This is a genomic window from Collinsella aerofaciens, from assembly GCF_015558785.1.
GTDB lineage: Bacteria > Actinomycetota > Coriobacteriia > Coriobacteriales > Coriobacteriaceae > Collinsella > Collinsella aerofaciens_P.
In genome coordinates, this window is the sequence record NZ_JADMOP010000007.1 from 82,805 (window position 1) to 92,328 (window position 9,524).

General features: G+C 59.1%; 8 protein-coding genes. All 8 read right to left on the reverse strand.

Annotated features, from left to right (window positions below; translation table 11 throughout):
- Positions 1-36: 36 nt before the first annotated feature.
- From I2G40_RS04990 to I2G40_RS05025, 8 genes are read right to left on the reverse strand one after another with little or no spacing between them, the layout of a single operon-like run.
- A complete protein-coding gene (locus I2G40_RS04990) occupies positions 37-702 on the reverse strand; it encodes a DUF4956 domain-containing protein (protein WP_195544386.1) in 666 nt (221 codons plus the stop codon).
- Between the two features lie 3 nt (positions 703-705).
- Positions 706-1,497 (reverse strand): polyphosphate polymerase domain-containing protein, encoded by a 792-nt coding sequence (locus I2G40_RS04995; RefSeq protein ID WP_195520481.1) that lies wholly within the window; start codon positions 1,495-1,497, stop codon positions 706-708.
- On the reverse strand, positions 1,484-3,253 hold the full coding sequence (locus tag I2G40_RS05000) for a CotH kinase family protein (RefSeq protein ID WP_195544387.1): 1,770 nt from the start codon (positions 3,251-3,253) through the stop codon (positions 1,484-1,486). Before I2G40_RS05000 ends, I2G40_RS04995 begins: the two co-directional genes overlap by 14 nt.
- A complete protein-coding gene (gene pelG / locus I2G40_RS05005; protein ID WP_195544388.1) occupies positions 3,243-4,787 on the reverse strand; it encodes an exopolysaccharide Pel transporter PelG in 1,545 nt (514 codons plus the stop codon). The genes I2G40_RS05000 and pelG overlap by 11 nt, the downstream gene beginning before the upstream one ends.
- Positions 4,788-4,790: 3 nt before the next feature.
- The gene (gene pelF, locus I2G40_RS05010; RefSeq protein ID WP_195544389.1) at positions 4,791-6,218 is read right to left on the reverse strand and encodes a GT4 family glycosyltransferase PelF; all 1,428 of its coding nucleotides are present in this window, start codon (positions 6,216-6,218) and stop codon (positions 4,791-4,793) included.
- Positions 6,215-8,095, reverse strand: a complete 1,881-nt coding sequence (locus tag I2G40_RS05015; protein ID WP_195544390.1) for a DUF2194 domain-containing protein — start codon at positions 8,093-8,095, stop codon at positions 6,215-6,217. Before I2G40_RS05015 ends, pelF begins: the two co-directional genes overlap by 4 nt.
- Entirely contained in the window at positions 8,092-8,997 is a 906-nt protein-coding gene (locus I2G40_RS05020; RefSeq protein WP_195544391.1) for a hypothetical protein, read from the reverse strand. Before I2G40_RS05020 ends, I2G40_RS05015 begins: the two co-directional genes overlap by 4 nt.
- Positions 8,994-9,263, reverse strand: coding sequence for a hypothetical protein (locus tag I2G40_RS05025; RefSeq protein ID WP_195544392.1), 270 nt, complete (start codon positions 9,261-9,263; stop codon positions 8,994-8,996). The genes I2G40_RS05020 and I2G40_RS05025 overlap by 4 nt, the downstream gene beginning before the upstream one ends.
- Positions 9,264-9,524: the final 261 nt, after the last annotated feature.

Here is a 9,524-nt window from a genome sequence, read left to right on the forward strand (position 1 = left end):
GAGCGGTCCGGCGTTCGTTAGAACGCCGGAACATAGTTACCCGTGGTACTCGCCGTTGTATTGGATCAACGTCAGGTCCTCCACGCCGTCGAGCGCGCGAATGGCGTCGACATACGGCATATCCACACCGTCCGAGAACACCTCCACGGCCATCTCGACCTTGTCACCGCGCATGGTCTTGGACTTCACCGTAAACTTGGTGCGCCCAAATGCACGCACGATATCGTCGCCGGTGGTCTGGCCCGTGTAGTGGATGACCATCATGTACACGCGCGACTTGTCCTGGTGGCTCGCAAAGCCGGCGATCATCGCCACGATCACCACCGCGGTGAGCCCCACGAGCGCATACATGCCGGCACCGGCCGTAATGCCCGTGGTAATGGCCCAAAACAGATACAGCAGGTCGAGCGGGTCCTTGACCGCTGTACGGTAGCGGACGATAGACAGAGCACCGACCATACCGAGCGAAATGACCACGTTCGTCGAGATCGCAAGCGTGACCATGCAGGTAAGCACGCACATGCCCACGAGTGTCACGGCAAAGCAGCGCGAATACACCACGCCGGTAAAAAAGCGCTTGTACACGTAATAGATCAGGATGCCCATGGCGAGCGCCACGAGCAGCGACAGGCCAATCTTGGCAGGGTCGACCTGGCCAAACGCCTCCAAGACGGAGTTCTTAAAAAAGTCCCTGGTGCTCATGGTCTAAATATCCCCTCGGTTCTCAAAATCCGATTCCCAGTAATTAAATCCGCGCAGGTAGGCGGTCTTGTCATAACACAGGCAGTACTTAGAGACCGCCGTGAGTTCGGCCGCGCCCGGCGGCACCATATCGCGCACCAGCTGCGGACAAAACTCCGTAAACTTGACCTCCATCACCAGCTTGCCGGGCTCCAGGACCGGCAACGCGGGCAGCGTCGCGTCAAAGATATCGAAGCTTCCCACCGCGGCACGCACGTTCATGTCAAACGTAATGCGCACGGTGCCCTCATCCATCACCCACGGCTCGCGCTCGTAGTCCACGATGGTCCGCGGGCGCATCATGTTGCAGATGCACTCGATGTAGAACTCTCGGCAGAGCGGATAGGGGCTCCTCAGCAAAAAGCCGTAGTCGCCAGCCAAAATCTGCTCAAACTCGCCGCGCGTAAGCGGCGCGTCCTCCTTGTAGATCCAGCTGCCGTACTTCTTTTTGCGCTCAAGCTTAATCACCTTGTCGCTGCCGTTATAGATGCGCACGCGATACTTTTTGCGCATGAGAATGCCGGCGTCTTTTTCCTCGTAGGCCGAGTTGCAGTAGTCGTCAAAATACAGGCTGCGAATGGTGTAACCACCCGCCCGCGCATGCTTGTCCAGTTTAAAAACCGGCGCCATGCGACAGGCAAGCGCGGAGTGCTCGCCCTCGTTAATGAGATATTTGAGCTCGTGGCGGTAACGCTCCTGCGTGGTACGTACAGGCGGAGCCGCTAAGCGCTCAAGCAGCGCGCTAGCCCTCCTCATACGTGTCCTCCACGACCTTACCGCCGTCTTGCACGTAAAAACACTTCATGCCGTAGTGCTTGCCGTCGTCAGTCACATAGTAGTCAAACGCATCTTGCCTATAACCGTCGGAGTTGGTGGCACGCACGCGCACAAAATACTGGCCGGCATCGGGCGCATCGCAGGTCACCTCGGGAAGCAGCACGTCCTCGGCCTTAAAGACCACGTCGCTTATGGCATAGTCGCGCGCAAGCTCCACGGTGTAGCGAATGTCGCGCGCCTCAAAGTCGTAGGACGCATCCCAGTTAATGCGCAGCTTACCGTTATCGATCTGCGGCACGCCGATGTAGAACGGCATGGGCTTTTTAAAACTCTCGCGAAAGCTCTTGTAGTTCTCCTCGATCTCGGAGGGAATCGCCACGGCGATCTGCTCGTATTGGTCCTTGGTGACAGGCAGATGGTCGATATCGGGCGAAGCAAAGACCAGGGATTCAGTCACCTCGCGGTAGTGCTTGATCATCTTGCTCAGGCGTGCCTCGGTCATATACGAGCGCAGGTCCTTGACGGCGCGGTCGAGCTCGCTGCGAAACGATTTGCTGCGCAGCGCACGATTGAACAGTACGTTGCCCCAGTAGTTGCTTGCGCCGCGCTCCCAGCTCGCATAGTCCGAGAACCCCGTAAGAGACAGCTCCAGCTTGCGCAGCATGCCGTCGTTGTCCCAATCTAAAAAGTACCAGGTATTTGAGTTGAGCGAGCTGTACAGATAGCAGTTACGGTTCTGCGTATCGCAGTTGCCCGTCAGGATCTGAAACGCCAGCCAATAGACCAGATTTTCGGTATCAAAGTAGGTGTCGAGCACGTCATCGATCTTTTGCGATTCGTCGTTGAGCGCATCGAGCATCTCGATGAGCTTGGTGTGGTCCGAATCGCCCTTAATCTCGAGCATGCCCTCAAATTTAGCCTGGTTGTAGTCGGGATCGTCGGCGAGCTTAATGGTATCCTCGTAGCGATGGAAATCGAAGCTGTTCACCTTATACAGGTGTCCGCTCTTATCCAGGCCATGTGCCTTAAGCGCCGTCTTGTTGAGCTGCTCCACCTGCGTAAACAGGCCGTAGTCCTCAAAGGTGTCGTTGGACTTTTCGGTCTGGTCGCACACCCACAGATGCACAAACTGCGTACGTAGGCCCATCATCTGGGGAATCCCACGGATAAGGTCGTAGGCCATCTTGTTGCGAAAACGCATACCCTCGCCCATGTGCTTGTTGAGCGCAATCGCGCGCTGTTGGCGCCAGGTACCCTTGCCCTTTTTGAGCTCCGCCTTGTAATTCTTTTGCGAGTTCATGCTCGACGTCTGGCCGCGCACCTGCACGGTAGCATTGGGCGCTTCCTCGCCATAGCCAACCTCGCCGGCCTCCGGGCCCTCTTCGTCGCCCGGCTGCAACAGGCCCATAACCTGATAGCGCGTCACGCCCATGTCGGCATAGTCATACACCGAGTACGTGTTGATCTCGGCCCAGCTGTGGTCGGTGTTCTCGGAGCTGTTGCCGCGCGAGACCGTCAGGTACATGGTCACAATGCCCGAGTCGTCGTAGACCTCGTAGAGCTCGTCCTTGTCGCGCAGGTGTTTGGCCTTATTCGAGGCCTCAGCCTTTTTAATCTTGTCCTGCTTTTTGACCTTTTTAGTCGAGGATTCGTCCTGAGACGAACAGCCCGAAAGCAACAGCGCGCCGGCAGCCGCCTCGATCAGGCAGCGGCGAGACATCAACTTATCGATCATCAGAACCTCCCCAATGTTTTTGATACAGGCGAACCACCATACGTTCAAACGCACTGCGCGGCTCACCGCCCGCGCGCTTGTCCTCGTAGCATTGCTCAACACGGTCGAGCACCCGGCCAAGTTCGGTAAACCAGCCCGTCTTGTCGGTCGCCACAATGGGCTGCTGGCTCAGGATACGATAAGGCAAGTTGGCGGTATAGGTATCGAGCCGCAGCAGCGCCACGATAAAAAACACCGCCGCACCCAACAAAAAGCCAAAGCCGTAAAACTGCTGCGGCAAAAGCAACGACACGGCAGTCGCCAGCCCGGCCACACCGGCAAACAGGCCCGAAGCCAACACGGCCCCCTTATAGTCGGTAAAGTACAGCAAGATGAGCATCACCGTATTGCCCACGGCATACAGGCCATAACCCACGCACAGCGTGCGAAAATACCCGTGCATAAGGTTGTTAAAGCCCAGCGGCAGAGCCGAGAGCACCGTGGTCTCGAGAGAAATGACCGCAGCGGTCACAAACAGCTGCTTGAGCGCGCAAAAGCGCAGTTCGCTGTTGAGCGTGGAGAGCATCTCCTCCTCGGCCACCACAATGTCGCCTACCACGCCGCCGTCGTTGAACAGGCTGTAGTAGTCGCGGTAGCGCGGATAGAAGTTGACCTCGACCGAGACCACAAAGTTGACGGTCGTGACCAGGATGGTCAAAAACGCGATGAGCGCCGGCACATCGTAGTAGGGCGCACCATAAAAGAAGCCCTTGACCTGCACGCCAATGGGACCGGCCCAAATAATCACCAGGTGCGCAAAGAGTCCCAGATTGGTTAACAGACCCGTGAGCGCCAGCGGCATAAACTGATCGAGCCACCGCAAAAAGGGCCAGGGGCTGCGGTCGCTCTGAGGAAAATACCGGTACAGCAGCACCACGTCCCAGGCGAGCATGACGCCGTAGCCCAGAGCAATTGACGCCAACAGGCCCTCGACCGGCGGCAGTCCCAGCGCCAGCGCGGCCAGGGCGCACAGGCACGCCACGCCAATGGCAGCCGCAAAGCTGCACAGGATGCCGCGGTAATCCTTGATGGCCGTGAGGTAACTCATGCCGTTCCAGTTGACGATCATAATGTTGAACAGCCACAGGCACAGCAGCCCCTGCAGCAGCGTGGCGCCCGAGAACAGCAAAAAGACGCCGTAGAGCACCGTGCCCGCAACGAGCATGATGGCGTTGGAGCCCCAAAACGAAGGCAGTATCTCATCCTCGCGCTCGGCAAACAACATATCAGCCAAAAAGCGCGTGACCGGCATGGAGAAAAAGCTCGTGAGCGTGAGCGACGCCAGCAGCGTATAGGTCACCATGCACACCAGCAAGTCCTGGTTAGCGCGCCCCACGCCCCACAGACCGCACAGCACCAAGATACCCACCTGGAGCAGTACACCCAGCAGCATGGGGCCCGTGCACACAATGCCGGCGTAGCCGTAAGCGCGCATCGTGGCAAACAGGCCCTTGCGCCTAAACAGGCGCTTGAGCTCAAAACCAATTCCGGCCACCGGCTACTCCCCCTCTCTGGGCAGGTCAAACGCTTGCGCCGTCTCGTCGTACAGCGCGCGATAGTTGGCGAGCATCTGCTCGTGCAAAAAGTACGTGGCAACGCGACGCTGCCCGCGCTCCCCCATCTCAATGCGACGGGCGCGGCTCACGCACATGCGCTCCATGGCATCGGCCAAGCCCTTGCGATACATGGGCGGCGTCACAAATCCCGCCACGCCAAAGTCATCGCCTGGGGCGCCTTCAAGCAGCTCGCGGCAGCAGCCCACCTCGGTCGTCACGCAGGGACGACGCGCTGCAAGCGACTCCAGCACGCTAAGCGGCTGGCCCTCGGAGATGCTCGTCAAAATTGTAAAGTCGAGCTTTTCCATGTACTCGACCACGTTAACGCGACCGGTAAAGATCAGGTCGCGCACGCCCAGGGTATCGACCAGCGCGTGGCACTCGGCGCCGTACTCTTCGTCGTCCACGCCGCCCATGATGTGCAGGCGCACCTTGGGCAGTCGCTCGTGCAGCTCAAAGAAGGCATAGATCATAGTCTTGACGTCCTTGATGGGCGCCAGGCGCACCACCGCGCCAATGTCCACCCAGCCGTCATCGGGCTTTAAGGGAATGTCCTTAAAGCGGTCGAACTGAATGCCGTTGGGGATGACCAGGCATTTGTCCGCATCGCAGCCCATATCAATCTGCGTCTTGCGGGCGTTATGGAACAAACTCGTCACGCGGAAGGCGCGGCGGTAGGTCTCCTCCGAAAGCAGGTAGAAAAAGCGAATCCAGCGGTCCTTAAACGACGGCACCACCCAATCGGCGCGAATGATCTCTTCCTCGCGCTCGCGGGTATAGATGCCATGCTCGGTCAGCAGCACCGGCGCATGGTGAACGCTTGAGCCCAGGCAGGCGAGCAGGCCACCGTAGCCGGTCGAGATGGCATGGTACACATCGGCCACCGGCACCTCGCTGCCCAACAGGTAGAGCACGGGCAGCAACATGGAGCGCATGGTGTGGAATGCATCGGCAAAGGGCGTGTAGGGATACTCGGCCAGGCACACGTCGCGAAAGATATCCATAAACGTGCGGCTCTGCAAAAACGAGAGCGGATGCACGCGACGGCGGTGGAAGACATCGAATAACACGTCCCAGTCCGGATTGGAGAGCGACACCAGACGGCGTAGCGCCTCGCGCTCGCGGTCGTCAAAACTGGCTTCGTGCTGCTCGCCCGAAAGCCGCAGGGCATCGTCCAGGAACACCTCGTGCACCTCGACCACGTTGCCGGGCAGCTCGTAGACAAATTTGCCGCGGTCGGCAGCATGCGCGCCAATCACCCACAGCACGAACTCGTGCTCGGGCATGGCCGTAATGTAGCCGTGCATCCAGGTGGATACGCCGCCGTGTACATAGGGGTAGCAACCCTCGAGTACCAAGCAGATTCTCATTTGTCGCTACCCTCCTTGCGCTCGATCGTCAGGGTCTTATCATTTGCCTTGAGCAGATACAGATTGCCCGTAAGGTGCGTCAGTTCGCCACCCGTCACCGCACCCGGCTCGCCATTATTGGCGCGGAACATGAGCCAAGCCTCGTCATGGAAATTGCCCAGACTAAGCGTCCAGACGTCCGCGCTGGTATCCACGCTCACCGTAACCGACGAAAAGCGCTGGATAGCACCGGAGCACTCCGACGCCGTCTGGTGCCGTAGGTCGGGCGCAGACTTGGTAAGCCAGTCCAGGTAGTCGACCAGGCCGCCCTTGTAGACCTCCCAGCCCTCCTTGGCTCCGCGATCGGGGTCCAAAAGGTCGTCCGGGTGCATAAAGTGCGTGCTCACGTAGTGCATGTTGAGCTCGGACACGGCTGCCAGGCGCATATAGGAATCGTCGACCATGCCGCCCGAAACAATACGTGGCTGCTCCACAATGCCATCGCTCGCCACGCCAAACTCCTGCACGTAGGGCAGGTCGGTACCGTCCTCAAAGTACGTACTGGCAATAGTCTTAATGCGCGGGACGTCGGTGCCGATAAGCTTGCGCGCACGGGCCGAAAGGATATTCGACGGCGGCACGTAGACCGAGCCGTGCGCATTAGGCAGCACCTCGTCCTGGAAAGCGATAAGCTCGTTGAGCGATGCGACGAGCGTTTCCTTGTTCTTCCAGGTCTTGTAGTCATACAGCGTGCCATAGTCGGTATCCCAGAGCGCCAGAGGCTGATGGTTGTAGCCGTGAAAGCCCAGCTCTCCGCCCATCTGCAGCAGCATACCGCCAAAATAGCGGAACTGCGTGGTATCGGCCTGGCGCTCAGGCTCGGTCTGGTTGACCGCGTCCTCGTAGTTTTCGATCATCACGCCGGTATAGCGAATGCCGTATTTTTGCGCGAGCTTTTGCAGATCGGGCCACCAGACCTTGGTGTAAAAATCGGCAATGGAAAGGCCGTAGTCACGCTTGATATAAGTACCATCGCCCGAGGGCACGGGGCTAGGAAAGTCGTCCAAATAGAACACGGCGCTGTTGATGACCGGATAGGCCGAGGCATCACCCAGCAAGCTTATGGCCGAAGCATAGAACCCACGCATGACCTTGTCGTAGATGCCAATGTTGCACACCACGGTGTGGCCACTGCCGCAATCGTTAGACCAAATGAGCGGCGTGCCCGCATCGCCGGTCATAGCCCACACGTGCGCCGTCTCGCGCAATGAAACCGAGAGCGAAGAATCGAAGGGATCCGAGAACTCGTAGCGCTCTCCTCCGCCCAACATAAAGTCCTCGCCCGGAACGATACTTTCGGCTGTCGCATAGTCATATCCGGCCGATTCGATCCCAAGCTTGGAAGCAATAGCCTGCAGATAGTTCGAGTTATCTGGCGTCATGCCCAGCATGAGTGAGCCGCCCGCACTCACCCAACTCATCAGATCGGTCAGATGCGCACCCAGTCCGTCAAGCGAGGGCATAAGCACAATCACGCGATCAAACGACGCGAGCGATGGGATTGCGTCCGCACCGTCGGTGGCAATATCGACATCGCGATGGGCGATCTTCATGTCCAGCAAAATCTGGTCGAACTGGTCTTTAACGTCGTCGACGCTATCTTGGTCCGAGTCGGTAATGACCAGGCACGTGGGCTTTTGGCCAAAGATTGCCGAGGAGGCCGGCACCGCATCGTTGGCGGCAAGCATCCCCAGCTTATGCTGACCCGAACTGTACTGCACGCCGGCACGCTCCACCAGCAGCACGGCGGCCATGGCAATAAAGACCGCCCACACCACGAGGAGTCCCATCCAACGAAAGCGGCCTGCACGGTCGCGGATATGGTGCACCACGTTCATCTGGCCTCCTCCCCGTCGCGCCAAAACGCCAACTGTTCGCGGTTGGCGGCACTCAAATACACATGCTGATTGTCGATCGCATCGATCACACGGTGGACCTCGTCACCGTCGCGGCGCATCACGGCCAGGCGCAGGCAAAGCATCCAAACCTCCTGCTCCTCGGGCACGTCGAGCACCAGCTGGTCGGTCACGGTCTGCGCCTCGTCGATCTGTCCGACATCGGCCAGCGCCGTCGCGTATCGAATGCGCAGCTCAAGGGTTTCCTCGCGCTCGCAGCGACGCGCAAGCAGGCGCGCGTACTGTTGGCGCTGAATCTGAGCCACGCGCCCCTCAGCCAAGCCCGAGCCCAAGTATTCACCAAGAAAATCGCAGTATTCATTGAGGTTTTGCGCGCTCGGGTCCGTCTTAAAGGCACGCTCCAGCTGCTGCAGTTTAAGGTCGGACTCCTTGGAGATCTGCGCCACCGCCGTCGCGGCATAGTGCGCCACCTCAACGTCGTCGTTAAGCTTAGCCGCCTGCAGCTGCGCCAGGTACGCGTCGGGCTCCTCGGTGAGCATGGAGAGCATTAGGCGGCGCCGGTATGCCGGGTCATTGACGATGAGCGCCTCCTCGAGCGGCACTACGCCCGCATCGTCCTCAGCACTCGGTACCGACATGCTACGATGCAGGTCGTCGTTGAAGCGCAGCGACTCCAGCGCAGACTCTTTCAGCCCCTCGCCAAACATCGCGCTGCAGACCGATAGCAGAACCACCAGCAACGGACCCCACAGCGGCACCAGCACTATCACAGCCAGCATGTGCCCGCGCACCGGCAGCAGGCCCAGCTTCATGAGCGTCCACAGCATCAGGCAAACCAACGCATGAATCAGCAGCAAGACGGCAGCAACGACAAGCGAGATCAAGCGGCACCCCCCTCACCGTCACCGGTGTAAGAGATGTGCTGCAACAACGCCACGATGTCCTCGCCGTCGACGGGTTCCACCGCAATATGCTTTGCGCTCAGGCGCTCGCGGATAATGGGCAGATCGCACGCCTTTGCCTGACGCATAAGCAGGTAGAGTACGTCGCCGTCGACCAAGCCCGCCGCGTCGCTCTCGCGGATTGCCGACCCAATTGCGCCCACCAGCTCGCCGACAGGCTCCATGCCCGGTACCACGCGCAGGAGCAAAAACTCCCCATCTTGCTATCTGCCAGCGCCTGCTCTGCCGCGAGCTCTTGGCCAAAGGCAGCCTGCTTGAGCACACAAGTGCCGTCAACGCAGCGTTTATCCTGCGCCACCGCCTCATAGTCAAAGGCACGGCCCAGCGCGCTTTCGACCAGGCCGCACAAGATGCGGAACAGGTTTTGATAATGGCTCTGTTAGACCAGAATTGACATATAGGTGATGCCACCGTGGTATAATGAAACCAGCAACCACGGCATTGGAGCA

Bases quoted from the DNA above. Each gene is read 5' to 3' on its own strand.
- I2G40_RS04990 (WP_195544386.1), bottom strand. From the start codon at position 702: ATGAGCACCAGGGACTTTTTTAAGAACTCCGTCTTGGAGGCGTTTGGC.
- I2G40_RS04995 (WP_195520481.1), bottom strand. From the start codon at position 1,497: ATGAGGAGGGCTAGCGCGCTGCTTGAGCGCTTAGCGGCTCCGCCTGTA.
- I2G40_RS05000 (WP_195544387.1), bottom strand. From the start codon at position 3,253: ATGATCGATAAGTTGATGTCTCGCCGCTGCCTGATCGAGGCGGCTGCC.
- pelF (WP_195544389.1), bottom strand. From the start codon at position 6,218: ATGAGAATCTGCTTGGTACTCGAGGGTTGCTACCCCTATGTACACGGC.
- I2G40_RS05015 (WP_195544390.1), bottom strand. From the start codon at position 8,095: ATGAACGTGGTGCACCATATCCGCGACCGTGCAGGCCGCTTTCGTTGG.